We start from the raw sequence: 24,728 nt of genomic DNA on the forward strand, positions 1-24,728 counted from the left end.
CCCGTGTCGGACGAGAGCAATCTCTGGTTGAGAGAGCGCTCCCCGACCCGATACCGGTACGCACCCCCCACTCTCCGAGGAGACGCGATGTCCTCGTCCCGAAGTCCCGGCCGCCGCATGGCCCTGCTGATAGCCGCGGCCGTCACCCTCGTCACGTCCTGTCTCGCGATCATGCCCGCGGCGGCCGCCGACACCCTGCTCTCCCAGGGCAAGACGGCGACCGCCTCGTCCTCGGAGAACGTGGCCTTCCCCGCGTCCGCGGCCGTCGACGGCAACGCGGGCACCCGCTGGTCCAGCGGGTTCAGCGACCCGCAGTGGATCCAGGTCGACCTCGGCGCCGGTGCGACCATCACGCAGGTGACGCTGAACTGGGAGGCCGCCTACGGCAGGGCCTTCCAGATCCAGACCTCGCCCAACGGCACCACCTGGACCCCGATCCACTCCACGACCACCGCCACCGGCGGCAACCAGACGCTGGCCGTCAGCGGCACCGGCCGCTACGTGCGCGTGTACGGCACCCAGCGCGCCACCCAGTACGGCTACTCGCTCTGGGAGTTCCAGGTCTACGGGACCATCGGGGGCACCGACCCCACCCCGACTCCCACCCCTGACCCCGACCCCGGCGCGCTCAAGCTGCTGTCCTACGGCAGGCCCGGCGCGGCCTCCACCTCCCAGAGCGACGGGAACTGCTGGGAGTGCACCCCGGCCAGGGCGTTCGACCGCGACCCCGCCTCCCGCTGGGCGACCAGCTCCACCACCGGCTGGGTCGACCCGGGCTGGATCTCCGTCGACCTCGGCGCGACCGCGCAGATCAAGCAGGTCGTCCTCCAGTGGGACCCGGCCTACGCCAGGGCCTTCCAGATCCAGGTCTCGGACAACAACACCACCTGGACGCCGATCTACTCCACGACCACCGGCACCGGTTTCAAGCAGACGCTGACCGTCAACGGCACCGGCCGCTACGTGCGCATGTACGGCACCCAGCGCGCCACCCCGTACGGCTACTCACTGTGGGAGTTCCAGGTCTGGGGCACCGGTGGCGCCCCGATCACGCCGCCGCCGCTCCCGCCGGACCCGGCCAACCCGCCGACGACGCTCGTCTGGAGTGACGAGTTCAACGGTGGCGCGGGCACCAGACCCGACGCGGCCAAGTGGACCCAGGACCCGGGCACCGGCCCGAACAACGAGCTCGAGTACTACAAGCCCGAGAACACCGCCATGGACGGCAACGGCAACCTCGTCATCACGGCGCGGCAGGAGACCACCGCCGGATCGTCCTGCCCCGGCGGACCCTGCCAGTACACCTCCGGCCGCATCAACACCGGCGGCAAGTTCACCTTCACGTACGGCAAGGTCGAGGCCCGCGTCAAGGTCCCGAAGGGCAACGGTCTGTGGCCGGCGTTCTGGATGATGGGCGCCGACTTCCTCACCGGCAGGCCCTGGCCGTACAACGGGGAGATCGACATCCTCGAGGTGCTCGGCAAGGACGTCAAGACCTCCTACTCGACCATCCACGCTCCCGCCTACAACGGCGGCGGCGGCATCGGCGCCCCGTACACGCTGCCCAGCGGCGCGGACTTCTCCGACGACTTCCACGTCTGGGCCGCCACCTGGAACAGCAAGGGCATCGTCTACACCCTGGACGGCCGGACGGTCCTCACCCTGAGCAAGGAGCAGGTCGAGGCGACGCGCGGGCCGTGGGTCTTCGACCACCCGTTCTACATCATCCTCAACCTCGCGGTGGGCGGCGACTGGCCCGGCCCGCCGGACGCCGGCACCGGCTTCCCCAAGCAGATGCTCGTCGACTACGTGCGCGTCTACAAGTGATCCCCCCGCTCCGGCACGGCTCTCCCGGGCCGTGCCGGAGCCTCCCCGGAACCGGAGCCCCAACGGCCGAAAGTCCCCCAAAAAGGAGTCCATCCATGCACCCGGCACTCTCCCCGGCCCGCCTGCGACGCCGGTTACGTCCGCTGACCCTGGTGACCGCCATAGTGGCGCTGCTGGGCACGTCCCTCGTCATCCACACCACCCAGGCAAGCGCGACGTCGAAGGCCCAGGCGGGGGGTTCGTCCGCCGCGGTCGTACGGGTGGCGGAGTTCCTCGCCGACTGCCCCTTCAGCCACCGGCTGCCCGACGACCCGATCATCTTCCCGGGCCTGCCCGGCGCGTCGCACATGCACAGCTTCTTCGGCAGCACCACCACCAACGCCCACACGACCCTCGCGTCCCTGCAGAGCTCCCCCACCAACTGCAACCCGCGCACCGACCTGTCGTCCTACTGGGTGCCGACCCTCTACAACGGCGACACCCCGGTGGAGCCGACCATCACCACGTTCTACTACCTGGGTGAGGGCGTGCGCGACGACATCGTCGCCCGGACCCAGCCGCTGCCGCTGGGCCTGCGGATCGTCGCGGGCAACGCCAAGGCGACCACCCCCAACGACCCGACCAGCAACGCCCGCTGGTCGTGCCTGCACGCCGGTCACGTCCCGCCGTCCAAGGACTTCGTGACCTGCCCGGCGGGCACCATGATGGAGTCCTACCTGGACTTCCCGCAGTGCTGGAACGGCAGGGACCTGGACTCGGCCGACCACAAGAGTCACATGGCCTACCCGGTCAACCAGGCCTGCCCGGCCTCGCATCCGGTGCCGGTGCCGAAGCTGCGCCAGGTGCTGCGCTACCCGGTGAACGGGAACCCGGCCAACTTCCGGCTGGCGTCGGGCCGCGGGTACACGATGCACGGCGACTTCTTCAACGCCTGGCCGGTGGCCGAGATGGAGCGTCGCGTGCGCGACTGCATCCGCCCGGTCATCAAGTGCGGCGCGGACGGTACCCCGTCCTGACGCCCGGAGTGTGCCGGATTCGCGTTCCGTCCTGACAACGGTGTGCCGCCCCGGTACCTCGTTGACGACGGTGTGCCGAACCGGCAGCCCGTTCCGACGGCACCGGTGCGGGAGCCGACCTCCGCACCGATCCCCGTGCCGTCCCCGGCGGCGGGACCCGGAGCATCGGGTCCCGCCGCCGACGGGCGTCGCGAGAAAGCTCGAAAAGGGAGAGCCGGCTCGAAAGGGAAACTCGAGGGGAAGGTGAAAGGAAGGCGATGGGGAGGCTCGAATACGCCTACTGGCTCTCGCCCTCGCCGGCCTGCGCCTGCTCGTCCTGCTCGGCGAGCGTGCCGCACTTGTAGCCCGCCTCCCGTTCGGGCTGGAGCTGGATGCTGCCGAGATTCGTGGTCTCGATCGGGCGCCGGAAGGTGTCCAGCTTGTCGCAGTCGTAGAAGACGTACGTGCCCTCACTCTCTCCGAGCAGCATCATCCACCGGCCCTCGTAGAGGGGCTTGTCGTCCTCGGCGTTCTTGATGACGGTCCACTGGTCCTGGAACCCGACGTAGGGCAGGAGGTCGTTGGCCTGTCCCGTCTCCTGGACCTCGATCGCTCCCGTGATCATCTGCAGGATCAGCAGGAACCCCAGGCCGATGCCCGTGAGAGCGCCGGTGAGCACCTTCATGCCGGCGCGGCCGACGGGCTTGCGGCGCAGCAGCCGGAACGGCACCAGGAACGTCAGCACGCCCAGCCCCACCGCCACGACGACCATGGCGGCGATGTCGAGATCGCCGACGAGGCTCAACAGGCCCCAGTAGGTCGCGCCGCACCACAGCGCGGCGATCAGGGCGGCGATCCAGGGGCGTTGCCGTGCGGCCGCCGTGAGCCTTCCGATCGCGCCGCGGGTCATCTTGTTGACCAGCCAGCCGAGGCCGACGACGAGACCGAGAAGCGGCACGACGATCAGCAGGAGCAGGATCAGCGTCCCCATCAACCTGCCGAGCAGGACGGACTGGTCGATGCCCGCCTGCTGTGGGCTGATGTTGAACACCCCGTACATCTGCTCCACGCCGAGGTAGAGGACGGCGTAAAGCGCGACACCGATCGGGACGATGATCGAGCCGATGCGCTCGATCATCGCCAGGACGCCGGTGTTCTCCTCCTCGACGGGAGGTTCGGCCCGCACGGAAGGTTCAACGGGGGGTGCGGGGGGAATGTACGTAGATCGCTCTGAAGTATCCTGACTTGTCACGAAGGACGATGTTAAGTCATAGCGGTTGACACGACGTTGATTGAACATAAACGCGCCGAGTCGCGCCACCAGCTGGGAGAGCCCGAGGACCGCGCCGTTCCCGGAGCCGCCGAAGGGCCCTCCCGCCACCCGGGCCTTCCCCGAATCACCGTGTCCGGTGAGCCGGAGTGTTCCTATTAACACCCGTGATGTCCTCCTGATCTGTGAAAAGTAACTATAAGTTTTTGCTGCGCAACCCAAAGTAATGGGGTTAGCCTGCCTACCGGCACAGGCTGACGGCGACGAGAACTGCGAGCACGGCGGGGACGGCGAGGACATGGTGACGGAAGGCACGGTGGCCATGGTCACCGGTGCGGCACAGGGCATCGGCGAGGCGGTGGCGCGAGCCCTGACCGCGACGGGCACGCGCGTCGCCGCGCTCGACGTGAACGCGGAGCGGGTCGAGCGCGTCGCCGCGGGGCTCGGCACCGCGGTCGCCTATCCCTGCCAGGTCACCGACAGCGTCGCCGTCGACGACGTGGTCGCACGGGTCGAGGCCGATCTCGGCCCGATCGGGCTGCTCGTCAACGTCGCCGGAGTGCTCTGCTCAGGACCGGTCGTCGCCACCAGCGACGACGACTGGGCCCGCACCTTCGCCGTCAACACCGGCGGGGTCTTCCACCTGTCCCGCGCGGTCGCCCGCCGGATGATCCCCCGCAGGTGCGGGGCGATCGTCACCGTGGGTTCCAACGCCGCGGGCGTGCCACGGATGAACATGTCGGCCTACGCCGCCTCCAAGGCCGCCGCCGCGCAGTTCACCAAGTGTCTCGGCCTGGAGCTCGCGCCGTACGGCATCCGCTGCAACGTGGTGTCGCCCGGCTCCACCGACACTCCCATGCAGCGTGCCCTGTGGACCGGCGGCCACGACGCCCGGACGGCCATCGACGGATCGCCGGCCACTTTCCGGGTGGGCATCCCCCTCGGCAGGCTGGCCGATCCCGCCGACATCGCGGACGCCGTCCTCTTCCTGGCCTCCGACCGTGCCAGGCACATCACCATGCAGGACCTGTACGTCGACGGGGGCGCCACGCTCCGGTCGTAGCGTCGCCCCCTCCCGTTCCTGGACCCCTCTCGACAGGAGACCTCTTCACCATGTCGTCGAACGACACCCTCACCATGTCTCGAATGCCCGACCTCCTGGGAGATTACGAGCCCGGCACCTTCTTCTTCACCTCGCCGACCCGTACCCTGCTCGCCCGGGGGGTGTTCCGGGAGGTCTCCGATTCCGGGACGGCGAGCCTGCAGGGACGCGTCGCCTCGGCCCTGCGCGACGCGTTGGACTCCGGCCACCCCAACCCCGTCGTGGTGGGCGCGATTCCCTTCCGCGACGACCGGCCCGCGCGCCTGCTGGTGCCCGCCGCCGTCTGCTGGACGAGCCCGCCGGCCGGTCTCTCCGCCGCCCCCGAGCGGATCACGGGGACGTTCACCGGGTTCGGTCCGGTCTCCGACCCCGGCGACTACGTGCGCGGCGTGGAGAAGGCGCTGGTCAAGCTGACCGCCGGAGAGCTCAAGAAGATCGTGCTCGCTCGCACCATGGACATCACCCTGGGCGCCCCCGTCGACGTCGGCCGTGTCCTGCGCAATCTCGTCCGGCGTGACCCGCAGGCCTACGGCTACGCGGTCGACCTGCCGTCGAGCAGCGACACGGCCCGTACCCTCCTGGGAGCCAGCCCCGAGTTGCTCGTCTCCCGCTCGGGCCGCCGGGTCACGACGAACCCGCTCGCGGGGTCCGCGCCCCGCCACCCGGACCCCGTCGTCGACCGCGAACGGGCCCGCGCCCTCCTCGCCTCGGACAAGGACCTCCGCGAGCACGCCCTGGTGATCGAGAGCATCGTGGAGGCGCTGCGCCCGTACTGCCGCGAGCTGTCGGTCCCCGCCGGGCCCTCGCCGCTGTCCACCGCCTCCATGTGGCATCTGTCGACCCGGATCACCGGCGTGCTGGACGACCCGGCGGTCACGTCGCTGGAACTGGCCACGGTGCTGCACCCCACCCCCGCCGTCTGCGGTACGCCCGCGGGCGCCGCGCGCGAGGCCATCGAGGAGATCGAGTCGTTCGATCGCGGCCTGTACGCGGGCCTGGTCGGGTGGGGCGACGCGACGGGCGACGGCGAGTGGGTCGTGACCATCCGCTGCGCCGAGGTCGCCGACCACACCCTGAGGCTGTTCGCGGGCGCGGGGATCGTCGCGGGGTCGGTGCCGGAGACCGAGCTCGCCGAGACCACCGCCAAGTTCCAGACCATGCTCCGCGCCGTCGGCCTGGACCAGGACCGCTGACCCGCCGGCGCGGGGGACGACGCGCCACCGCGGGAAAGATCCGTCATCGCAGGAAAACCGCAGGAAAGGAGACAGTGCCCGTGGCCCTTCCCCAGATCGCCTCCTACCCGCTGCCGGGGGAGGACGATCTTCCCGAGAACCGGGTGAGCTGGCGTCCTGATCCGTGCCGCGCCATCCTGCTGGTCCACGACATGCAGAACTACTTCCTCGCCCCCTTCGCCGCCGACGCCTCGCCGCTGAACGGGCTCATCGCCAACATCGGCCTCCTGCGTGACGCGTGCGCCGCGCGGGGGGTTCCCGTCGTCTACTCGATGCAGCCCGGCGGTCAGAGCGAACACGAGCGCGGCCTGCTCCAGGACTTCTGGGGCCCGGGAGTCCCCGGCCTTCGGGAGAGCGAGATCGTCGCGAGCCTTCTTCCCGCGCAGCCCGACATCCTGCTCACCAAGTGGCGCTACAGCGCCTTCTGCAGGACCGACCTGCGCGCCCGGATGGAGGCCATGGGACGCGACCAGATCATCGTCTGCGGTGTCTACGCGCACATCGGCTGTCTCATGACCGTCTGCGACGCCTTCATGCAGGACCTCCAGCCGTTCCTCGTCGCCGACGCCGTCGCCGACTTCTCCCTGGAACACCACACCATGGCCCTCACGTACGCCGCACAGCGCTGCGCGGTCACGGTCGTCACCCAGGGCCTGCTGCGCGACTGGGAGCTCGCGGCGCCGCCCGCAGAGGTGGTCGGTGGCGAGTAGCGGGGATCCGGTTCGCGAGGCTGCCTCAAATACTGTCGGGGGGTATCCTTCAACAGGGGAGGCCGAGCGGAGGGGGAGAGATGCACGGATACACCGCCAACAAGCAGGACCATCTACGGCGGTTGCGCCGGATCGAGGGGCAGGCGCGGGGCCTGCAGCGGATGGTCGAGGAGGACAAATACTGCATCGACATCCTCACCCAGGTGTCGGCGGCCAACCGGGCCCTGCAGTCCTTCGCGCTGTCCCTGCTGGAAGAACACCTGGCGCACTGCGTGGCCGAGGCCACCGCCAAGGGCGGCGCCGAGGCCGAGGAAAAGGTCAGGGAGGCGTCCGACGCCATCGCCAGACTCGTCCGTTCCTGAACGCGTCGCGACGGGCGTCGCCGTTCCCGAGCCCGATGCGGACGATCACGCGCCGATCTTCTCGGCCAGCATGCGCTGGAAGTGGGCGCAGCCGGTGAAATCCTCGTGGTCGCAGTCCAGGGCACATTCGATCAGGTGGAGCGACGACAGCGCCTGGGCGACGCGTCGTGTCAGCTCCGCGTGCCTGCGGCGCAGGATGTCGCGTCGCGCCTCCGGATCAGAGGTGGAGATCACCTCCCGGATGTCGGCGAGGGAGAACCCGGCTTCCTTGGCGCGCAGGATCATCGCGACGCGATAGAGATGGTCACGGTCGTAGCGACGACGGTCGGCCCTGACGCGGGCGGGGGTAAGCAGTCCCATGGACTCCCAGTGGCGCAGGACATGGGTGGGCAGGCCGAACCGCTGGGCGATCTCGCCGATGCTCATCATCGCGCCGTCGTCGCTTGACTTCATGTCGACATTAAGTCGCATCCTCGATGACATGTCCAACAACACCACCACGAACCGAGCGGACCATGCGGGCGACGCAGACCGAGCAGGGTGGAAGGGCCGGGAGGAACCGGAAGGCGACCCCGTCATCGCGCTGATCCGGGTGCTCGACGCGCTCGACGCCCTCTCCGATTTCGTCCGGTTGCGTGCCCGCTCCTACGACCTGCTCCACCTCACACCGAAGGCATCCGTGGTCGACGTCGGCTGCGGGACCGGCCTGGCCGTCGCCGAGATGGCCGGACGCGGCGCACGGGTGACCGGCGTCGACCTCAGCGAACTGATGATCGCCGAGGGCCGCCGGCGCGAGCCCGGCGCGGATCTCCGCGTCGGCGACGCCCGCGAACTGCCGTTCCCGGACGGGGAACTGGCCGGGTATCGCGCCGAGAAGCTCTACCACGAACTCGACGATCCCGCCGGGGCGCTCGGCGAGGCGCGACGGGTGCTCGCCGCGGACGGGCGCGTCGTCCTGATCGGGCAGGACTGGGACACCTTCGTCATCGACTCCGACACTCCGGCACTCACCCGGACCATCGTGCACGCCCGCGCCGACCTCATCCCCACCCCCCACGTCGCCCGCTCCTATCGCGCCCTCCTGCTGGACGCCGGATTCGACGACGTCACCGTGGAGGTCCACACCGCTGTCCTCACCGGCCCGCTGATGTTGCCCATACTCTCGAGAACCGCCGGTGCCGCCCGTGACGCCGGCGCCATCACCGCGGATGACGCCGACGGGTGGATAGCGGAACAGGCCGAACGCGCGCGTACCGGACGGCTCCTCCTGGCCATGCCGCTCTTCGTCGCGGCCGCGCGCCGCCCCTGATAAAAAGCGCTGGACAGCCAGTTACGGGGCTGGGGAAGCGGGTGATACCGGTATAGAGCTATTCCGTAGGATCCGCCTCGTGCGCGTCCCGATGGTCGGGATCGACGGCGAGCACGACATGGAGCAGGTCCTCGATGGCGTGGGCGAGGCGCTGGTCGGACAGCTCGTACCGGGTCTGGCGCCCCTCGGGCACCGCGACCACCAGGCCGCAGCCGCGCAGGCACGACAGATGATTGGACACGTTCTGGCGCGTCAGTCCGAGCTCGTCGGCCAGGCGTGCCGGGTAGGTGGGTCCCTGGAGGAGAGCGATGAGCATCCGGCAACGGTTGGGGTCGGCCAGCGCCCTTCCGAGACGGGCCATCGCGTCAAGGCGTGTCGCGGCGGTGAGCATGGTCATCACAATACATTAGTTGCTGTATATACAGTGATTGCTGTATAAACACTGGGAGCTGTACCGACGGGGATGGAGCGTCATGGGGCACGGGCACGGGCACACGAAGCCGACGGCGACCGCGGCACACCGCGGGCGCCTGGTGGTCGTGCTGCTGCTGACCATCGGCGTGCTCGTCGTCGAGGTCATCGGCGCGGCGCTGTCGGGCAGCCTGGCGCTGCTCGCCGACGCCGGGCACATGGCCACCGACGCCGCGGGCATCGCGCTGGCGCTGTTCGCCGTCTGGATGGCCGGCAAGCCGGCCAGCGCCCGGCGCACCTTCGGCTACCAGCGGGCGGAGATCCTCGCCGCCGCGATCAACGCGGTCGTCCTCCTCGCCCTGAGCCTCTACATCCTGTACGAGGCCGTCCGGCGCTTCGCCGATCCCGAGCCGGTCGGCGGAACGGTGATGCTCGTGGCGGCCGCGGTCGGCCTGGCCGCCAACGCGGTCGGGCTGTGGCTGCTGCGCCCCGGCCAGACGGAAAGCCTCAACCTGAGGGGCGCCTACCTGGAGGTCCTCGGTGACCTGCTGGCCTCGGTCGCGGTGATCGTCGCCGCGGTCGTCATCGCGCTCACCGGCTGGACGACGGCGGACCCGATCGTCTCCGTCGTCATCGCCCTGCTGATCGTGCCGCGCAGTTGGAACCTGCTGCGCGAGGCCGTGGACATCCTGCTCGAAGCGGTTCCCCGGGGGGTCGACCTGGAGGAGGTCCGCAGGCACCTGCTGGAGACGCCGGGTGTCATCGACGTCCACGACCTGCACGCCTGGACCATCACCTCGGGGCTCCCCGTCATGTCCGCCCACGTCGTGATGGCGGACGGCGTCCTGGTGGACGGCTCCTTCGGCCCGGTGCTGGACCGGCTGCACGAGTGCCTGGCCGGTCACTTCGACGTCGAGCACTCCACCCTGCAGCTGGAGCCCGCCGGTCACGCGGACCACGAGGGCGCCCGGCACCGTTGAGAGGGCACCCGGACGCGGGTGTCATGGCCGCTCAGGGGGTCTGGAAACCGGCCTTGGCCAGCACCTCCGCGCCCTGCCGCGACAACACGAGGTCGACGAACCGCCTGGCCGCCTCCGGGGCGGGCGCGCCGGACAGGACCGCGATCGGGTAGTCGTTGATCGCTTTTTCGGCCTCGGGGAAGTCGATGCCCCGCACCTTGCCGCCGGAGGCGATGACGTCCGTCCTGTAGACGAGGGCGGCGTCGACCTCGCCGAGCTCGACCTTGGTCAGGGTGGCCTTGACGTCCTGTTCCAGCGTGACAGGGGTGACCTTGAGCCCGGCCGCGTCCAGTGCCCTGACCGCGGCGCCGCCGCAGGGCACCTGCTCGGCGCACAGGGCGACCTTGACCTTCGGGTCGGCCAGGTCCGCCAGGTCGTCGACCTCGGCCGGGTTGCCGGCAGGGACGGCGATCTGGAGGGTGTTGCGCGCGAAGACGGCCGGGCCGGTGGCCATGGAGACGTCGGTGACGGTCTTCATGGTGGCGGGACTGGCGGCGGCGAAGACGTCGGCGGGGGCACCCTGGACGATCTGCTGAGCCAGGGTGGCGCTGGAGCCGAAACCGAACCGTACCGTCGTGCCCGGATGCGCGGCCTCGAAGGCCTTGCCCAACTCGGTGAACGTACCGGTCAGCGACGCGGCGGCGAGCACCGTCAGCGTCGTGGCATCGCCCTCGGAGGAGGCCGGGGCGGACGCGGGAGCCGGATCGCCGGCGCCGCAGCCGGACAGGACGGCGGCCAGGGCGAGGGTGAGGGGAACCGTGACGGCCCACCGGGAAAGACGCCTGGACAACGAGGGCTCCTTACTGACTCACCGTGCTGATCCGGAACGTCGCCGGGAACAGTCACCATACCTCGCACATTCATCTGTACAGAAGAAAATCACTGGCAAACAAGCCATCCATCACCATTTTTCCCAGCATCTGCGATACCAGGGGACCTTCCGCGCGGACCGGTGCACCGGTCCGGCCCGGGAGCGCGGCCGGTCCCGGAGATCGGTGGTGTGTGGACGGGGTGCGTGAGAGGAGGCATGCTGCACTTCGCGTCCACCGAATGCCGGAATGAATGGATCAGGTATGGATCTGCTGCCCTTCGCCGCGGAGCACGCGACCACGGTCGCGGGCTGGCCCGCCTCGCCGCGAGAGGTCGCGATGTGGTGCGGGCGGCACGAGTTCCCCCTGCCGGCGCGGGTCGTCGCCGACTGGCAGCAAGGGGAGGACGTGCGCTCCCACATGCTCTTCGCGCAGGGGGACCCGCTCGGCTACGGGGAACTGTGGGTCGACACCGAGGAGGGAGAGATCGAACTCGCCCGGATCATCGTGGCCCCCGGTGCCCGGTGCAGGGGAGTCGGGCGGGAACTGGTGCGAGGACTGGCCGCGCTGGCTCGGGACGCGGGCTACGCGAACGTCTTCATGCGCGTGCACCCCGACAACGACCGGGCCCTGCGGTGCTACCGGGGAGCCGGTTTCCTGCCGGTCGACGCCCACCTGGCGGCGGAGTGGAACGTCTCCCAACCTGTTGACTACGTCTGGCTGTGGCACATCGGCTCCGGCGAGCCCGATCACCCCTCCCAGGCGGGCTGATCTTCGCCGAGCCTTCATTCGTGAACCGGGCATTGATTTCACCGGAACAGGTGAAACATTTAAGTCACATGATTTAAACGATTTTCCGAGGTGAGGGCCGCGCGGCCGGAGTCGTGCCGGCGTGGCCTTCGCGTACGCTCCCGTGCCGTCGCCCAAGGGGTCAGATCGGCCTGCTCCGGCCGTTGAAACGGCTCAGGGCCGACGAGCGGCCCGGTATCGCTCGTCACCGGCGATGTCGCACCGGCGCTCCCCGGCTCGCGGTGGAGGAAACGGCCAGAGCTCAATAAGGAATGGCTCTCGGGCCCGATAAGCAACCCTTATGACACATGCGTTGTCCCATCGGTATTACCGCACCTAGCGTAAATGTAAGCCGTGGCCGGACCGAGCGGAGGAGGACACGTGAAATTCGGGATATATCCTGCCTATATTGGAGGCCGAGATGTCACCGGCGACAACGCGCGGTTCGTCCACACGCTCACCGTTCGGGCCCTCATGGAGGACACCTTTCCCAGCCTGCGGCTCAAGCGCGACCTCGACCTGGGAGTCGCCGATCCGCACGCGGCAGGGGAACGTGTCGTGGGAGCATGTGTCGTCGCCGACGAGAGCATGACGGCTCTGGCCCTCGAATCGGCCGCCCACGCCGCTCCCGAATGGGGCCGCGTCCCGCTCACCGAGCGGATCGAGATCGGACGCCGCATCGCGGAACGGATCCTCGAGCACCTCGATCCCCTCGTCGAGATCCTCGTCGCCGAGGGCACACCGCGCTCCGCGGCCGAAGGCATGATCGGCGGGCTCCCGTTCACCAGCTGGAGCCGGGAGACACTCGAATGGTGCGCCGGGCAGATGGAGTTCCGCCGGCAGGACGGCGAACGCGAGATGATCCTGCGCCGCGTTCCCGACGGCGTCGTCTGCATCAACCCTCCCCAGAACGCCGCGGCGGTCAACGCGCTGAACGGCCTCACCGCTCTCCTGGCCGGCAACGCCGTGGTGGTGCGGGCGCCCCGTGGGGTCGCGCTCAGCTGCATGTACGCGATGCGGGAGATCGCGGCGCCGGTGCTGGAGGAGGCGGGAGCGCCGCGAGGAACGCTCAACGTCCTCTGCGGACCGCCCATGCTCGACGCCTGGATGGCCAGCGAGCACGTCGACGACGTCCTCTACTTCGGGGGCAGCAAGAAGGGGCTCGAGTTCGAGACCGACTGCATCGCCGCGGGCAAGAAGCCGATCCTGGAGCTCGCGGGCAACGACTGCTGCGTGGTGTGGCACGACGCCGACCTGGACGCCGCGGTGGAGACCCTCACCCAATTCTTCATGAACTCCGGCCAGATCTGCAACGTGCCCAACCAGGTGATCGCCCATCCGGAGATCGCGGACGAGCTCATCGAGCGACTGGTCACGGCCACCAGGAGGATCCAGCCCGGATACCCGGACGAGGCCGGTGTGGTGCTCACCCCGGTCCTCGGGGTCGACTGGTTCTTCGGCTGCCTGGCAGAGGCACTCGCCAAAGGCGCGAAGCTCGTCCACGGCGGCCGTCGTCTCGAAGTGGACGGCTCGCCGTCCGACACCGGTTTCTTCGTCGAGCCGAGCATCGTCCGGGTCGACGGCCTCCGGGACGCCAGGTCGCTGTCGGTGGTCCGCGACGAGACGTTCTTCCCGCTGCTGCCGATCATCGTCCCCGAGACCGGCGCGACGGACGACGCCCTGCTGGAGGAGGTGCTGGCCTTCGTGAACGGCAACGCGTACGGCCTGCGCAACTCCTTCTGGTCCACCGGGAACCCGACGATCGAGCGGTTTCTGGAAGGCGTCACCAACGGCGGCAACCTGAAGATCAACGATTCGCACACCGCCTTCCTGCCCTTCCTGCCCAACCAGGGCGGACCCGGCCTCACCGGCGGTGCCTTCGGCGAGGCGAGTCACCCCATGCTGCGCACCACCCATCTGCAGGGCGTCAGCGTCATCCGCCCGGCGGGCTGACGCGGACCGATGCGGACCGACGGCGGACCGACGGCGGACTGACAAGGAGCACCCGTCATGACATCTCGCATTCTGAAGGCCACGGTGCCGGCGACGGCCGCCGAGGTGATCGAGCGGCTCGGTGACGAGCCGGCATTCCCCGCGTACGCCCGTGACATCGTCTCCGTCTCCGACACCGGCGACGGGCTCCGCCAGTGGGTGCTGGCCTTTCGCGGTGGTACGGCGAGGTGGGTGCAGCGCAGCCGGGGGCCAGGAGGCGGCCCGCAGCCGTATCGCATCGAATTCGAGCAGGTCAGTGGGGATTTCCAGCACCTCAGGGGCGCCTGGACGAGCACGGACCTTCCTGACGGCTGCGAGGTCGTGTTCGATGTGAACTACAGCACGAGCGTCCCCCACCTCGCGGGGGCGATCGACTCCGCCGTCGGGCGGGTACTGGTCCGCAGCGCCCACCAGATCATGTTCGCCGTCGGAGGCGCGGTGCGTGTCACGGCCGGCGACCGGCACCTTCGGGACCTGCCGGAGGGCTTCACGCCGGAAGGGATCATGGGCGACGCGCTTCGGTGACGTTCCGGATCCCCGTGACCAGGGCGCGCCGGGGCGGGCATCCACGTTCGTCGGCACGGTGTCGCCGGAGGTCCGATGTGGACGGGTGCGGCCGGGTGAGGATGAATTCCTGTCGCGAGCCGATCGTCCGCGTCGAATCACCTTTTTGGTCGAGTCGCCTTTTCCATGGAACAGGCGTGACCGCTCAGAGGATCCTGAGGACGCGATTCGCGGAAATCCGGATTGTCACGGCCGGTTGCGTGCTCGGTGACCCGGTGCCGATCAAGTCGCCCTTTGAATGATCTTGATGCCCTCGTGGCGCACGACCGCCGAATCCGGGAAAGCGAAAGGCCGTTCCTGATTTCTCAGAAACGGCCCTTGACCTCGGGACTTTACTCAACGTCGGGGTGACAGGATTTGAACCTGCGGCCTCTTCGTCCCGAACGAAGCGCGCTACCAAGCTGCGCCACACCCCGGTCACACGCCCGGTCTTGCTCGTGCTTGGAAAAGTCTAGCGGACTTCGTGGGTGCTTGCGTCGCCGCGACGGCGGGGCATCAGGGTCAGGAGGCTGGCCTCGGGGTAGCAGGCGAAGCGGACCGGAGCGTAGGGGCTGGTACCGAGGCCGGCGGAGACGTGGAGGTAGGCGGAGTCGTGGCGGCTCATGCCCTTGACGCGGGCCCGGTCGATGCCGCAGTTGGTGACCAGGGCGCCGTAGAAGGGGACGCAGAGCTGGCCGCCGTGGGTGTGTCCGGCGAGCAGCAGCTGGTAGCCGTCGGCGGCGAAGCGGGTCAGGTTGCGGGGCTCCGGCGAGTGCATCACGCCCAGGCGCAGGTCGGCCGCCGCCGGGGCGGGACCGGCGATCAGGTCGTAGCGGTCGAGGTTGATGTGGGAGTCGTGGATGCCGCCCACGGCCACGTCGAGATCGCCGACCTTGAGGCGGGCGGTGGTGTTGTTCATGTCCAGCCAGCCCTCGGCGGCCATGGCGGCGCCCAGCTCCTCCCAGGGGAGAGTGGGGATCTTCTGACCGTAGTCGGCCTTGGAGGTGCGCCAGAGATAGCGTGCGGGGTTCTTCGGCCGCGGCTCGTACATGTCGTTGGAACCGTAGACGAACAGGCCCGGGCGCGACAGCAGGGGCTCCAGGGCGTGCATGAGGGGCGTGATCGCGTCGGGGTGCGAGATGGAGTCGCCGGTGTTGACCACCAGGTCGGGGTTGAGGGCACCCAGCGAGCGCACCCAGTCGATCAGCCTCCGCCTGCCGGGGGTGAGGTGCAGGTCGGACAGGTGGAGGATGCGCACGGGCCGCTGCCCCGGCTCCAGCACGGGCACGTCGAAGCGGCGCAGCCGGAACGCGTTGCGCTCGACGACCGAGGCGTACGCGAGGCCGGCCAGGCCGACACCGAACAGGGACAGGGGCACCGCGGCTGCTTTCCTCACCTTCTCATCATGCCCGAGATCGGGCCCTCGAACGGAAACTCGGGATACAGCGGGGCTGGTGAGGCGGCAAGATGGACGCCATGAGCGCATTGAAGGACAAGCTGAAGGCCGATCTCACGGCCTCCATGAAGAGCAGGGACGAGATCCGCACCCGCACGATTCGCATGGCCCTCGCGGCCGTGAACGTCGAGGAGGTCTCGGGTAAGACGGCACGCGAGCTCAGCGACGACGAGGTCGTCAAGGTGCTGGCCAAGGAGGCCAAGAAGCGCCGCGAGGCGGCCGAGGCGTTCAGCGGTGCCGGCCGGGTGGAGCAGGCTCAGGCGGAGGTCGACGAGCAGGCCGTGCTGGAGGCGTACCTGCCCGCGCAGCTGTCCGACGAGGAGCTCGCCGGGCTCGTGGACGAGGCCGTCGCCGAGAGCGGTGCCACCGGGCCGCAGGCCATGGGCCAGGTCATGAAGCTCGTGAACCCGAAGGTCGCCGGACGCGCCGAGGGCGGTCGCGTCGCGCAGGCCGTACGGGCTCGCCTGGCGTCCTCCTGATCCGATCGATCCGACCGGTTCGACTGATCCGGAGTGGTCCGAACTGATTCAACCGATCCGGCCGGTCCGAGAACGAGCGCGAGGCGGCGCACACCGGCCCGGTCCGGCCCGTCGGGACGCGCGGCCCCTGCCGCGGGGCCCGTACGGCCAGAGCCCTTCTCGCCGGACCTTCGAAGGTCCGGCGAGAAGGGCTCTGGCGTTCCGGGGCCCTGGCGTTCCCGGGCTCCGGTGTCGCTACGGGACCACCGGGGCGATCGGGGCACCGCCGTTCGGGGCACCGCCGTTCGGGCCGAACGGGAAGCCGTTGTTGACCTCCCGGTTGTCGCCGCCGTCCGGCGGCCCGAACGGGCCGTCGCCGTTGTCACCCCGGTCGTCGCCCCGGTCGTCCCTGGGCCCGTCGCCGTCCCCGCGCTTCGGCGGAGGCTTGGGCGCGCACCGGCCGGCGGAGCAGCCGCCGAAGCGCTCCATGTTCACCGGGGTGAAGGGGGTCGCCTCGACACCCTTGAGCGCGCCGAGCATGGAGTTCTTCCAGATCCGCCCGGAGATTTCGGCGCCGTACACGTAGCTGTAGTAGCGCCCGCCGATGGTCACGCCGATCAGGTCGTACTTGAAGGCGCCGCGCGGGTCGCCGAGGCTGACCGCGGAGGCGAGGTCGGGGGTGAATCCGGCGAACCAGGCGGCGGTGTAGTCGTCGGTGGTGCCGGTCTTGCCCGCCGCCGGACGGCCGATGCCGCCGACCCCGCTCATCGTGCCCTTGGTGAAGACCCCGGACATGATGTGGCTGGCCGCGTCGGCGACCTCCTCGTCCAGGACCTGCTTGCACTTCGGCTTGTAGGAGGTCTTCTTGCCGTCGCGGTCGGTGCTCTCGGTGATCACCATCGGGCTGCAGTAGGTGCCGCGGGCGGCGATCGTCGCGTAGGCGGCGGAGACCGTCACCGGGTCCATCTCGTTGATGCCGAGCGTGAAGGTCTCGAACTCCTTCAGAGGCTTGCCGTCGGCGCGCTCGATGCCCAGGCTCTTGGCCATCTTGACCGTCTCGCAGAGGCCGACCTCCTGCTCCAGGCGCATGAAGAAGGTGTTCACCGACCCCAGGGTGCCGGTGATCAGGGTCTTGAAGCCGCCACCGCCCTCGCTGGAGTTCTTGACCTCGTGGTCGGGCTCGCCGACCGCCTTGCCCTTGCAGTTGCGGAACGCGCTGTGGCTGGGCGCCCGGTAGCCGGAACCGGTGCTGAAGCCGTCGTTCAGCTTCATGCCCTGGTCAAGGGCTGTCAGCAGGGTGAAGGGCTTGAACGTGGAGCCCGCCTGGAAACCCGCTCCGCCGCCGTGTTCCCGGTCGCCGACGAGGTTGTAGCTGATCTCGTTCTTCTTCTTGTTCCTGCCGAAGTTGCGGCTGGCGGCCATCGCCTTCACGGCGCCGGTGCCGGGGACGATCATCGCCTGCGAGGCGACCGGCTTGTCGCTGGTCTTGACGTATTCCTTGATCGCCTTCTCCGAGGCCTTCTGGGCCTTCGGGGTGAGCGTCGTCTTGATGACCAGACCGCCCCGCTGCAGCAGCCTCTCGCGCTGCTTGCGGGTCTTGCCGAAGTCCTCGTTGGTCGCGATCTCCTGCCGCACGTAGAGGCAGAAGTACGGGTAGGCGCTCTCCTCGCAGCCGCCGGGGGCCTCGATGTTCTTGAACCCGAGCTTCTTCTTCTTGGCCTCCTCGGCCTCCTGCGGCGTGATCTTGCCGAGCTCGGCCATCCGGTTCAGCACGATGTTGCGCCGCTCCAGCAGCCGGTCGCGGGCGGCCTTGCCCGCGTTCGGGTCGGTCACGCTCGGGTTCTGCACGGCCCCGGCGAGGGTGGCCGCCTCCCACAGGGTCAGCTTCGAGGCCGGCTTGTTGAAGAAGCGCCGGGAGGCGGCCTGGATGCCGTAGGCGCCCGCGCCGTAGTAGGAGATGTTCAGGTAGCGCTCGAGGATCTCCGACTTGGTGTACTTCTCCTCGATGGCCAGCGCGTAGCGCAGCTCGTTGAGCTTCCTGGAGAGCGTGGGCGCGATCGCGGCGTCCTGCTCCTCCTTGGTCTCCGCGGCGTTGACGAGCACGAGCTTGACGTACTGCTGCGTGATGGAGGAGCCGCCCTGGACGACCCCGCCGCCCGAGACGTTCTTCACGGCCGCGCGGAAGGTGCCCTCGATGTCGATCGCCCCGTGTTCGTAGAACCGGAAGTCCTCGATCGCCACGATCGCCGTCTTCATGACGTCGGCGACCTCGTCCAGTCTCACCGACTCGCGGTTCTCGAAGTAGAACTGGGCGAACTGCTTGCCGTTGGCGTCGAGCAGGGTGGTCTTCTCGGCGAGGGGGGGCTCCTTGAGCTCTTCGGGGAGAAGACGCAGCTCGTTCGTCGCCGCGTTCACCGTCATCCCCGCGCCGCCCACGGCCGGAAGCGCCACGGCGGCGACGAGCACACCCGTGACGGCGGCCGCGCCGAGCAACTTCAGCACATTACCGGCAGCGCCGATCACAGACCCCTGGTCTTTGCCTTGAGCTTGCACAGGACCCAGGGTACGTCGGACGGATGGCGCAAACGGTAACGGAACGCCATCTTAGCTTGGCTTTGTCCTGTTATCTCAGGCAGGTGACTAGTCATTCCCGGCCAGATGGCCGTGGATGACCATGTGAGAATTTGGTCCCGCCGGGGTCTGTCGGCCCGAACGTCTGGTTGCGTACGTTCTCTTTCTGCAGCAATTGAATACCGAGGCCCGACGCCCGCGCCCGTCGGCCCAAGTCACGACTGACCACCTAAAGGGGAGTGGGGTCGAATGTGGATCACGGATTGGACCTCCCGTGCGGCCTGTAAGGGTGCGGATCCTGACGCTTTGTTCGTTCAGGGTGCTGCCCAGAACCGAGCGAAGCTGATCTGCCGAGGATGCCCGGTCCGGACCGAGTGCCTCGCCGATGCGCTGGACAATCGCATCGAGTTCGGGGTGTGGGGCGGGATGACCGAGCGCGAACGCCGAGCGCTGCTGCGCCGGCGACCGGATGTCGACTCCTGGCGGGACCTGCTGGAGTTGGCCAAAGAGGAATACGAGCGGACTAATGAGCTGATCGCCGGCTGAGTTCGCGCCCATCCCGTACGGCTGGCGCCGAGCGCCAGCCGTACACGCGTGTCACGGGCCGGAGAGCGCACGGTCACGTGTGTTCTCCGGGTCCGCGTCCGCCCGGCGGCGGCTTCTCCGGGTCACCCGACGGTGGCGCCCGAAGCGCCGCCCGGGCCCGATCCGGGGTCACACCGCCGTACGGCTAGCGGGCGGCCAGGAGGTCGCCCACCTCGCGCAGCCCCTCCAGGTCGTGCACGTCCTGCGCCATGGCGGGGACCCGCGCCACGGGCACGGTGGGATGGGCGGAGATGAAGTGCTCCTCCTCGCGTCGCTCGCGAGCGGCCAGCTGCATCCGTCCGGCGTGCAACCGCAGCACGGCGGAGGTGAGCTCGTGCTCGCCGCGCGACTCCAGGTCCTCCGCGGCGGCGGTGCTCCGCGCCCCGGACAGCATGGACGCGGGCGAGCGGTGCACCCGGTTGACGACGAGACCCGCCAGGGGCATGCGCTCCTCGGCCAGCCTCTCCACGAAGTAGGACGCCTCGCGCATCGCGTCGCGCTCGGGCGAGGCCACGACGACGAACGCCGTCCCCGGGGCCTGCAGGAGCCGGTAGGTCTGATCCGCCCGAGCCCTGAAACCACCGAAGACGGCGTCCAGCGCGGACACGAACGTCTGCAGGTCCTTGAGCACCTGCGCGCCCAGCAGCTTGGTCAGCGCCCCGGCGACGATGCCGAAACCCGCGTTGAACAGCTTGAACGCGCTGCGTCCCCCGGCCTTGGCGGGAAGCATGAGCACCCGGATCAGCTTGCCGTCGAGGAAGCGGCCGAGCCGCTCGGGAGCGTCGAGGAAGTCGAGCGCGGAGCGGGACGGCGGGGTGTCGACGATGATCAGATCCCACTCGTCCGACCGCCTGAGCTGGCCCAGCTTCTCCATCGCCATGTACTCCTGCGTGCCGGAGAAGCTGGACGACAGGGACTGGTAGAAGGGGTTCGTCAGGATCTGGCGGGCCCGCTCGGGGTCGGCGTGCGCCTCGATGATCTCGTCGAAGGTCCGCTTCATGTCGAGCATCATGGCGTGCAGCCGGCCGTCCCCCTCGACGCCCATGACGGGCCTGGGGGTGTTGTCGAGTTCGGTGAGTCCCATCGACTGCGCCAGCCGCCGCGCGGGGTCGACCGTGAGCACCACGGCGGAACGGCCGCGCTCGGCCGCGCGCAGCCCCAGCGCCGCCGCGGTGGTGGTCTTCCCGACACCGCCGGAGCCGCAGCAGACGACGATCCGGGTGTTCGGATCGTCGATGATCGCGTCGAGGTCGAGGAACGGAGGGGTTTTCACGCTGCTCCCTGGGTGCGGATCGATTCCGCCAGCTCGTACAGCCCCGACAGGTCCACCCCGTCGGCCAGCAACGGCAGGTCGTAGCGGGGACGGGCGGACTTGTCCAGCGACAGCCTCTCATCCCGTTCCAGCTCGGTGCGGCGGGCGTGCTCGGCGATCTCCTCGGTCAGGGCCTCGGCCATCGCGACCGCGGCGGGGCCGCCGTCGGTGAGTCCGGCGGCCTTGAGGCCGAGCACCAGCTCGGCCGGGTCGAGCCTGTCCTCGGCGGCGGCGTCCAGGACGGCGGCGGGGAGCAGCGACTCGCGGATCATGTTGACGAAGATCCCGCCGGGAGGGAGCCCCGCGGCGCGGAGCTCGCGCAGGCCGTCCAGAGTCTCCTGGACCGGCATCTCCTCCAGGAGGGTGACGAAGTGCACGGCGGTCTCGGGTGAGGAGACGACGCCGTTCACCAGGTCGGCGTGGTTCTTGATCGGGCCGACCCTGGCCAGGCCCGCGACCTCGTTGGTGACGTTGAGGAAGCGCGCGATCCTGCCGGTCGGCGGCGCGTCCAGCACGACCGCGTCGTAGGTCCTCCTGCCGTTCTTGCCCTTGCGCCGGACGGCCTCGCTCGTCTTGCCGGTGACCAGGACGTCGCGGAAGCCTGGGGCGATGGTGGTGGCGAAGTCGACGATGCCGATCTTGCTGAGCGCCCGGCCCGCCCTGCGCATGCCGTAGAACATCTCGAGGTACTCGAGCATGGCCTCCTCGGCGTCGATGGCCAGCGCGTAGACGTCCCCGCCGCCGGGCGCGACGGCGATCTTGCGCTCCTCGTACGGCAGGGGTGGCAGGTCGAAGACCCGGGAAATCCCTTGGCGGCCCTCGACCTCGACCAGCAGGACCTTTCTGCCACCCGCCGCGAGGGCGAGCGCGAGTGCGGCGGCCACCGTGGTCTTGCCGGTGCCGCCCTTGCCGGTGACGACGTGAAGGCGTACGCCGTCCCAATCGGTGTCGCGAGCTCTCACCCTTCGAAGGCTACCCAACGGCTACTTGACAACTCCTCGGCGCCTTCCCCCGGAGAGTTCGCACCGGCACGCCCCTCCGGCGGGCGAGGACGGCCGGGCCCGGTCGCGGGCGCCCCTCCGGAGAGCGGGCGAGATGCCTCCTTTGTTGACATTCGCTGCGGATCGCCCTGTTCAGCGCGGTCGTGCGGCCCGTACGCGCCGGAGCCGGGCCCGCAGGGGATCCGGCGCGCGGTCCGGGAGACCGTACGGGTTCGTGTCGCTAATCGATCGGACTCGCAAAGTAAATATGCAGATTCTCACAGCGGGACGTCCCGGGGTCCGGCGGTTCGGGGTGGGCCGCTTGCCGGGGGCGGTCTCGCTAATGTGTCCCGCATGACGAAATGGGAGTACTCGACGGTGCCGCTGCTGGTCCACGCGACGAAGCAGATTCTTGACAACTGGGGCCAGGACGGCTGGGAGCTCGTCCAGGTCGTGCCGGGTCCCAACCCCGAGCAGCTGGTCGCCTACCTGAAGCGGCCGAGGCAGTGACGGCCGAGGAGAGACTGGCGGAGCTGGGCCTGACCCTGCCGGAGGTGGTGCCGCCGCTGGCGGCGTACGTCCCGGCGGTGCGTTCCGGCGACCATGTCCACACGTCGGGGCAGCTCCCGATCGTGGACGGCAAGCTGATGGCCACCGGCAAGGTCGGCGCCGAGGTGGACGTCCAGGACGCCTACGAGCTCGCGAGGGTGTGCGCGCTCAACGCCCTCGCCGCCGTCGCGTCGGAGGCCGGAGGACTGTCGAACATCGTCCGCATCGTCAAGGTGGTCGGTTTCGTGGCCAGCGCTCCGGGCTTCACCGGCCAGCCACAGGTCGTCAACGGCGCCAGCGACCTGCTCGCCGCGGTGCTCGGTGACGCGGGCAGGCACGCCCGCAGCGCGGTCGGTGTCGCCGTCCTCCCGCTGGACGCGCCGGTCGAGGTCGAGGTGATCGCCGAGGTCCGCTGAGGTCGCCCGGGTGCCCCGGTGGATCGGCTGAGGTCGTCCGGACGCCCCCGGTGGACCGGTGAGGTCCTGGCGGCCCCGGGGGCCATCGGAGGCGGGGCCCCCTGGCGGCCGTTGAGGCCCGCCGGCTGCGGCCGAGGTCCCTGGGGAGCGGCCGGGCTCGCCGGGGCCGCACGGGTGCCGTGGGGGCTCGCCAGGGGCCGTACGGGCGCGCCGTGCCACGGGGCGCCGATGCGGACCCGCGATTGTCCGCGACGGTGCCGTGCCACATGATTGACCTGCAACCGAGTGATGTTCTGGTGGAGGGTCTCAATGGGCGGTATCCCGCTTCCCGGTGAGTTGGGCGAGCGCGCACGCGACATCCTGGCCGGGCGGGTCGCCCCCGTCCCGGCCCGGGACGCCGCCACCGTGGTCGTCCTCCGTGAGGAGGCCGGCGGGCTGGAGGCGTACCTGCTGCGGCGCAAGGCGAGCATGGCCTTCGCCGCGGGGGCCTACGTCTTTCCCGGCGGGTCGGTCGACCCGCGCGACACCGACCAGGTGATCGACTGGGCGGGTCCTCCGCCCACCGCCTGGGGCGAGATCTTCCGCGCGGACGAGCGGACCGCCCGGGGCCTGGTGTGCGCCGCCGTACGGGAGACGTTCGAGGAGTCGGGGGTGTTGCTGGCCGGTCCGTCCGCGGAGGCCGTGGTGTCCGACACCACCGGCGACGACTGGGAGGCCGACCGGCTCGCCCTGATCGGCAAGACCCTGTCCTTCGCCGACTTCCTCGACCGGCGCGGCCTGGTCCTCCGCTCCGACCTGCTCCGTCCCTGGGCGCACTGGATCACTCCCGAGGTCGAGACCAGGCGCTTCGACACCCGGTTCTTCGTCGCGGCGCTCCCGGCGGGCCAGCTCACCCGCGACGTCGGCGGCGAGGCCGACCAGGTCGTCTGGCTCCGGCCCGCCGACGCGCTCGACCAGGGCGGGACGGGCCGGATCTTCCTGATGCCCCCGACGTACCGCACGCTCACCGAGCTGAGCGCCTACGAGAAGGTGCCCGAGGTGCTCGCGGCCGATCGTGAGATCGTGACCTTCATGCCGGCGATCGCGGAGGTGGACGGGGAGATGCGCATCGTGCTCGACGACGACTACCGGTTCGGCGCGCGGTGAGCGGGCTGCGGATCCCCCTTGAGGGACCGGACGGGGCCGGTACGGACCACGCGCTCAACCTCCTCGCCCCGAACCCCTCCGAGATGACCCTGGACGGCACCAACACGTGGGTGATCGGTCTCCGGGAGCCCGGGGAGCCCGGGAAACCCGGAGAGTTCGGGGAGGAGGTGCTGGTCGTCGACCCCGGACCGGACGACGACGAGCACCTCGCGCGCCTCGCCGGGCACCTGGAGGGCCGCCGTGTCGTTGCGATCCTGCTCACCCACGGACACCACGACCACAGCGGCGGCGCCGCGAAGTTCGCCGGACTGGTCGGGGCGCCCGTCAGGGCCCTGGATCCCGCGCACCGGCTGGGTGAGGAGGGGCTCGGCGACGGCGACGTGCTCACGGCCGGGGAACTGGAACTGCACGTCGTGGGCACGCCCGGTCACTCGTTCGACTCGCTCTGCTTCTGGCTGCCGCGGGACCGGGCGATCCTCACCGGTGACACGGTGCTCGGCCGCGGCACCACCATGATCGCCCCGGACGGCGACCTGGCCGACTACCTGCGCTCCCTCGACCTGCTCCGGGCGAGGGCCGAGCGGGTCGGGGCCGAGGCGCTGCTGCCCGGCCACGGTCCGGTGCTGCCCGACCCGATCGGCGCCCTGGACGGCTACATCGCGCACCGGCGGCAAAGGCTCGACCAGATCCGGGAGGCCAGGCGGCGGGGGGCGGCGACGCCCCGGGAGATCGTCGAGATCGTCTACGCGGACGTGGACAGGTCCCTCTGGCCCGCCGCCGAGATGTCGGTCCGCGCGCAGCTCGCCTACCTCGACGGTTAGACCCGCCTCCGGGGCGGCCCGCTCCTCGGAGCGGCCGCCTTCGGAACGGTCCTTTCCCGGCGCC

General features: G+C 69.8%; 25 protein-coding genes and 1 tRNA gene. 17 read left to right on the forward strand and 9 right to left on the reverse strand.

The window, feature by feature from the left end; translation table 11 throughout:
* Positions 1-87 precede the first annotated feature (87 nt).
* Both ACVCAG_RS12875 and ACVCAG_RS12880 read left to right on the forward strand, forming a co-directional pair.
* Positions 88-1,827 (forward strand): discoidin domain-containing protein, encoded by a 1,740-nt coding sequence (locus ACVCAG_RS12875; protein ID WP_440083806.1) that lies wholly within the window; start codon positions 88-90, stop codon positions 1,825-1,827.
* Between the two features lie 95 nt (positions 1,828-1,922).
* The gene (locus ACVCAG_RS12880; RefSeq protein ID WP_440083807.1) at positions 1,923-2,843 is read left to right on the forward strand and encodes a DUF1996 domain-containing protein; all 921 of its coding nucleotides are present in this window, start codon (positions 1,923-1,925) and stop codon (positions 2,841-2,843) included.
* Positions 2,844-3,120: 277 nt separating this feature from the next.
* Here the strand turns inward: ACVCAG_RS12880 and ACVCAG_RS12885 are convergent, their stop codons facing one another.
* Positions 3,121-4,008: a hypothetical protein gene (locus ACVCAG_RS12885; RefSeq protein WP_440083808.1), complete on the reverse strand. Its 888-nt coding sequence runs from the start codon at positions 4,006-4,008 to the stop codon at positions 3,121-3,123.
* Positions 4,009-4,390: 382 nt separating this feature from the next.
* On the opposite strand from ACVCAG_RS12885, the gene ACVCAG_RS12890 reads away from it, so the two are divergent.
* The 4 genes from ACVCAG_RS12890 (at position 4,391) to ACVCAG_RS12905 (ending at position 7,498) form a co-directional block, all read left to right on the forward strand.
* Complete coding sequence (locus tag ACVCAG_RS12890; protein WP_447189909.1) at positions 4,391-5,155, forward strand: 2,3-dihydro-2,3-dihydroxybenzoate dehydrogenase; 765 nt, start codon at positions 4,391-4,393, stop codon at positions 5,153-5,155.
* A gap of 50 nt (positions 5,156-5,205) precedes the next feature.
* Entirely contained in the window at positions 5,206-6,387 is a 1,182-nt protein-coding gene (gene dhbC / locus ACVCAG_RS12895) for an isochorismate synthase DhbC (protein ID WP_447189872.1), read from the forward strand.
* A gap of 80 nt (positions 6,388-6,467) precedes the next feature.
* A complete protein-coding gene (locus ACVCAG_RS12900; RefSeq protein WP_447189873.1) occupies positions 6,468-7,136 on the forward strand; it encodes an isochorismatase family protein in 669 nt (222 codons plus the stop codon).
* An 80-nt stretch (positions 7,137-7,216) separates the two neighbouring features.
* Positions 7,217-7,498 (forward strand): metal-sensitive transcriptional regulator, encoded by a 282-nt coding sequence (locus ACVCAG_RS12905; RefSeq protein ID WP_362689891.1) that lies wholly within the window; start codon positions 7,217-7,219, stop codon positions 7,496-7,498.
* Positions 7,499-7,543: 45 nt separating this feature from the next.
* Here the strand turns inward: ACVCAG_RS12905 and ACVCAG_RS12910 are convergent, their stop codons facing one another.
* Positions 7,544-7,951, reverse strand: coding sequence for a MerR family transcriptional regulator (locus ACVCAG_RS12910; RefSeq protein ID WP_440083811.1), 408 nt, complete (start codon positions 7,949-7,951; stop codon positions 7,544-7,546).
* A gap of 28 nt (positions 7,952-7,979) precedes the next feature.
* Between ACVCAG_RS12910 and ACVCAG_RS12915 the strand changes: the two genes are divergently transcribed.
* Positions 7,980-8,807 (forward strand): methyltransferase domain-containing protein, encoded by an 828-nt coding sequence (locus ACVCAG_RS12915; protein ID WP_447189874.1) that lies wholly within the window; start codon positions 7,980-7,982, stop codon positions 8,805-8,807.
* Between the two features lie 58 nt (positions 8,808-8,865).
* Here ACVCAG_RS12915 and cmtR read toward each other — a convergent pair whose 3' ends face one another.
* Positions 8,866-9,198, reverse strand: a complete 333-nt coding sequence (gene cmtR / locus ACVCAG_RS12920) for a Cd(II)/Pb(II)-sensing metalloregulatory transcriptional regulator CmtR (protein ID WP_440083985.1) — start codon at positions 9,196-9,198, stop codon at positions 8,866-8,868.
* Positions 9,199-9,280: 82 nt separating this feature from the next.
* Here cmtR and ACVCAG_RS12925 point away from each other — a divergent pair, with 82 nt between their 5' ends.
* Positions 9,281-10,198, forward strand: coding sequence for a cation diffusion facilitator family transporter (locus ACVCAG_RS12925; protein ID WP_440083813.1), 918 nt, complete (start codon positions 9,281-9,283; stop codon positions 10,196-10,198).
* 31 nt (positions 10,199-10,229) lie between these two features.
* Here ACVCAG_RS12925 and modA read toward each other — a convergent pair whose 3' ends face one another.
* Positions 10,230-11,027, reverse strand: coding sequence for a molybdate ABC transporter substrate-binding protein (modA, locus tag ACVCAG_RS12930; RefSeq protein ID WP_440083814.1), 798 nt, complete (start codon positions 11,025-11,027; stop codon positions 10,230-10,232).
* A gap of 283 nt (positions 11,028-11,310) precedes the next feature.
* Here modA and ACVCAG_RS12935 point away from each other — a divergent pair, with 283 nt between their 5' ends.
* The 3 genes from ACVCAG_RS12935 to ACVCAG_RS12945 all read left to right on the forward strand — a co-directional run bounded on the left by ACVCAG_RS12935 (position 11,311) and on the right by ACVCAG_RS12945 (position 14,352).
* Positions 11,311-11,817 (forward strand): GNAT family N-acetyltransferase, encoded by a 507-nt coding sequence (locus tag ACVCAG_RS12935; RefSeq protein ID WP_447189875.1) that lies wholly within the window; start codon positions 11,311-11,313, stop codon positions 11,815-11,817.
* A gap of 399 nt (positions 11,818-12,216) precedes the next feature.
* Positions 12,217-13,788 carry an aldehyde dehydrogenase family protein gene (locus ACVCAG_RS12940; protein WP_447189876.1) on the forward strand — a complete coding sequence of 524 codons (1,572 nt, stop codon included), beginning with the start codon at positions 12,217-12,219 and terminating at the stop codon, positions 13,786-13,788.
* A gap of 57 nt (positions 13,789-13,845) precedes the next feature.
* Positions 13,846-14,352, forward strand: a complete 507-nt coding sequence (locus ACVCAG_RS12945) for an SRPBCC family protein (RefSeq protein ID WP_440067799.1) — start codon at positions 13,846-13,848, stop codon at positions 14,350-14,352.
* Positions 14,353-14,733: 381 nt separating this feature from the next.
* Here the strand turns inward: ACVCAG_RS12945 and ACVCAG_RS12950 are convergent.
* Positions 14,734-14,807: transfer RNA gene (locus ACVCAG_RS12950), tRNA-Pro, on the reverse strand.
* A gap of 35 nt (positions 14,808-14,842) precedes the next feature.
* On the reverse strand, positions 14,843-15,766 hold the full coding sequence (locus ACVCAG_RS12955) for a metallophosphoesterase (protein ID WP_440067801.1): 924 nt from the start codon (positions 15,764-15,766) through the stop codon (positions 14,843-14,845).
* Between the two features lie 80 nt (positions 15,767-15,846).
* On the opposite strand from ACVCAG_RS12955, the gene ACVCAG_RS12960 reads away from it, so the two are divergent.
* Entirely contained in the window at positions 15,847-16,305 is a 459-nt protein-coding gene (locus ACVCAG_RS12960; protein ID WP_362689915.1) for a GatB/YqeY domain-containing protein, read from the forward strand.
* A gap of 234 nt (positions 16,306-16,539) precedes the next feature.
* On the opposite strand, the gene ACVCAG_RS12965 is transcribed toward ACVCAG_RS12960, so the two are convergent.
* Positions 16,540-18,786, reverse strand: coding sequence for a transglycosylase domain-containing protein (locus tag ACVCAG_RS12965; protein ID WP_440083817.1), 2,247 nt, complete (start codon positions 18,784-18,786; stop codon positions 16,540-16,542).
* 318 nt (positions 18,787-19,104) lie between these two features.
* Here ACVCAG_RS12965 and ACVCAG_RS12970 point away from each other — a divergent pair, with 318 nt between their 5' ends.
* Positions 19,105-19,401, forward strand: a complete 297-nt coding sequence (locus tag ACVCAG_RS12970) for a WhiB family transcriptional regulator (RefSeq protein WP_012887233.1) — start codon at positions 19,105-19,107, stop codon at positions 19,399-19,401.
* Between the two features lie 184 nt (positions 19,402-19,585).
* Here ACVCAG_RS12970 and ACVCAG_RS12975 read toward each other — a convergent pair whose 3' ends face one another.
* Together ACVCAG_RS12975 and ACVCAG_RS12980 are read right to left on the reverse strand one after the other, a co-directional pair.
* Entirely contained in the window at positions 19,586-20,713 is a 1,128-nt protein-coding gene (locus tag ACVCAG_RS12975) for an ArsA-related P-loop ATPase (protein ID WP_440083818.1), read from the reverse strand.
* Complete coding sequence (locus ACVCAG_RS12980; RefSeq protein WP_440083819.1) at positions 20,710-21,714, reverse strand: ArsA-related P-loop ATPase; 1,005 nt, start codon at positions 21,712-21,714, stop codon at positions 20,710-20,712. Before ACVCAG_RS12980 ends, ACVCAG_RS12975 begins: the two co-directional genes overlap by 4 nt.
* A gap of 372 nt (positions 21,715-22,086) precedes the next feature.
* Between ACVCAG_RS12980 and ACVCAG_RS12985 the strand changes: the two genes are divergently transcribed.
* From ACVCAG_RS12985 to ACVCAG_RS13000, 4 genes are all read left to right on the forward strand, one after another.
* Positions 22,087-22,242: a DUF4177 domain-containing protein gene (locus ACVCAG_RS12985; protein ID WP_344742745.1), complete on the forward strand. Its 156-nt coding sequence runs from the start codon at positions 22,087-22,089 to the stop codon at positions 22,240-22,242.
* A complete protein-coding gene (locus ACVCAG_RS12990; protein WP_440083820.1) occupies positions 22,239-22,697 on the forward strand; it encodes a RidA family protein in 459 nt (152 codons plus the stop codon). Before ACVCAG_RS12985 ends, ACVCAG_RS12990 begins: the two co-directional genes overlap by 4 nt.
* A 309-nt stretch (positions 22,698-23,006) precedes the next feature.
* Positions 23,007-23,843: an NUDIX hydrolase gene (locus ACVCAG_RS12995; protein WP_447189877.1), complete on the forward strand. Its 837-nt coding sequence runs from the start codon at positions 23,007-23,009 to the stop codon at positions 23,841-23,843.
* On the forward strand, positions 23,840-24,664 hold the full coding sequence (locus ACVCAG_RS13000; protein WP_447189878.1) for an MBL fold metallo-hydrolase: 825 nt from the start codon (positions 23,840-23,842) through the stop codon (positions 24,662-24,664). Before ACVCAG_RS12995 ends, ACVCAG_RS13000 begins: the two co-directional genes overlap by 4 nt.
* Positions 24,665-24,728: the final 64 nt, after the last annotated feature.

It is taken from the genome of Streptosporangium sp. G12 (assembly GCF_052983175.1).

Excerpts from the sequence above, each read along its gene's own strand:
- ACVCAG_RS12875 (WP_440083806.1), top strand. The coding sequence starts at position 88 with ATGTCCTCGTCCCGAAGTCCCGGCCGCCGCATGGCCCTGCTGATAGCC.
- ACVCAG_RS12880 (WP_440083807.1), top strand. The coding sequence starts at position 1,923 with ATGCACCCGGCACTCTCCCCGGCCCGCCTGCGACGCCGGTTACGTCCG.
- ACVCAG_RS12890 (WP_447189909.1), top strand. The coding sequence starts at position 4,391 with ATGGTGACGGAAGGCACGGTGGCCATGGTCACCGGTGCGGCACAGGGC.
- dhbC (WP_447189872.1), top strand. The coding sequence starts at position 5,206 with ATGTCGTCGAACGACACCCTCACCATGTCTCGAATGCCCGACCTCCTG.
- ACVCAG_RS12905 (WP_362689891.1), top strand. The coding sequence starts at position 7,217 with ATGCACGGATACACCGCCAACAAGCAGGACCATCTACGGCGGTTGCGC.
- ACVCAG_RS12910 (WP_440083811.1), bottom strand. The coding sequence starts at position 7,951 with ATGAAGTCAAGCGACGACGGCGCGATGATGAGCATCGGCGAGATCGCC.
- ACVCAG_RS12915 (WP_447189874.1), top strand. The coding sequence starts at position 7,980 with ATGTCCAACAACACCACCACGAACCGAGCGGACCATGCGGGCGACGCA.
- cmtR (WP_440083985.1), bottom strand. The coding sequence starts at position 9,198 with ATGCTCACCGCCGCGACACGCCTTGACGCGATGGCCCGTCTCGGAAGG.
- ACVCAG_RS12925 (WP_440083813.1), top strand. The coding sequence starts at position 9,281 with ATGGGGCACGGGCACGGGCACACGAAGCCGACGGCGACCGCGGCACAC.
- ACVCAG_RS12935 (WP_447189875.1), top strand. The coding sequence starts at position 11,311 with ATGGATCTGCTGCCCTTCGCCGCGGAGCACGCGACCACGGTCGCGGGC.
- ACVCAG_RS12945 (WP_440067799.1), top strand. The coding sequence starts at position 13,846 with ATGACATCTCGCATTCTGAAGGCCACGGTGCCGGCGACGGCCGCCGAG.
- ACVCAG_RS12960 (WP_362689915.1), top strand. The coding sequence starts at position 15,847 with ATGAGCGCATTGAAGGACAAGCTGAAGGCCGATCTCACGGCCTCCATG.
- ACVCAG_RS12970 (WP_012887233.1), top strand. The coding sequence starts at position 19,105 with ATGTGGATCACGGATTGGACCTCCCGTGCGGCCTGTAAGGGTGCGGAT.
- ACVCAG_RS12985 (WP_344742745.1), top strand. The coding sequence starts at position 22,087 with ATGACGAAATGGGAGTACTCGACGGTGCCGCTGCTGGTCCACGCGACG.
- ACVCAG_RS12995 (WP_447189877.1), top strand. The coding sequence starts at position 23,007 with ATGGGCGGTATCCCGCTTCCCGGTGAGTTGGGCGAGCGCGCACGCGAC.